General features: G+C 52.8%; 1 protein-coding gene. It reads left to right on the top strand.

The window, feature by feature from the left end; all coding sequences use genetic code 11:
* Positions 1-207 precede the first annotated feature (207 nt).
* Positions 208-1,268: endo alpha-1,4 polygalactosaminidase (locus ABJK56_RS04340; RefSeq protein WP_347243437.1), on the top strand; the 1,061-nt coding region annotated here is incomplete at its 3' end.

Genomic DNA, 1,268 nt, shown 5'->3' with positions numbered 1-1,268 from the left:
CCAACACCCGCGCCCAGCGCGACGCCGTTGCCCACCGCCACCGCCACGCCCACCAATGTACCCATGTCCACCACCTCACCCGCATCTACGCCCAGTGATCTAAAAACCTTCATACCGCTGGTGGAGAAAAGTTACCGAACGCTGCCTCCACGAGTCTCCTGGCAAATTCAATATACGGGCGAAATAGACATCAGCTTGGATGTAGATGTGTTTAACCTCGATCTATTTGACACAACCCCGGATGTTATTGATACCTTGCATCAGCGTGGCGTTTTTGTGATATGCTACTTTAGCGCAGGCTCTTATGAAGATTGGCGTCCAGATTCTTCTCAGTTTCCCACAGAAGTCTTGGGAAAGGATCTGGAAGGGTGGCCTGGTGAAAAGTGGCTTGATATTCGTCGCCTCGACTTGCTTGCTCCGATTATGGAAGCACGGCTGGACCTGGCTGTCCAAAAAGGTTGCGATGGCGTTGACCCTGATAACGTTAACGGCTACACCAATGACACTGGTTTCCCCTTAACCTATGATGATCAGATCACTTACAACGTCTTTCTTGCCCAGGCGGCCCATTTGCGAGGGCTTGCGATTGGGTTGAAAAATGATCTCGAACAAGTCCCCGATCTACTCCCTTATTTCGATTGGATTCTCAACGAAGAGTGCTTTACCTACCAGGAGTGCGATCAGCTCCTCCCATTCATCCAGGCAGGTAAGCCCGTTTTTGTTATAGAGTACGAGCTTACGCCACCGGAATTTTGCCCGCAGGCCAATCAAATGGGGTTCAATGCGCTTCATAAGCATTGGGAACTGGATGCTTACCGAACGGATTGTCGTGAGTTTTCTTCTTTTGAGAGTCGTATTTACTCCACCGCGGCCCTGCACATTGCCGATTATCTTCTCAGCCAGCAAGACACCCATGGTGCCATACCTGACGCGCCTGGTTGGGACACGGTGAACCAGGATTCCAACATGGAATACGCGCTCATCGGCCTTGCTGCCGCATATGAGTACAGCCGTGACCCACGCTATCTCATCGCGCTGGAAAAAGGGATTCGCTGGTTAGCTGCCCGCGAAGACATAACCGACCCACTTTGGCGCGGCAGTTGGTTCTACGCCTATGCCTCCACACCGCCATACGCGCCGATTTCTGTCCCCCTTAGCGATGACATCCTAGGTGTGCGCGGCGTGGACGCTACCAGCGCATTGTTCGTCTATCTTCTATATCTGCACTCAGTGCTGAGCGACTCGAACGCGCTCGCCCTGGAATACGA

The sequence above is a fragment of the Thermogutta sp. genome, assembly GCF_039793925.1.
Taxonomy (GTDB): Bacteria; Planctomycetota; Planctomycetia; order Pirellulales; family Thermoguttaceae; genus Thermogutta.
Note: the sequence above shows the minus strand (reverse complement) of the source record. Positions and strands in the feature narration are given on the sequence as shown.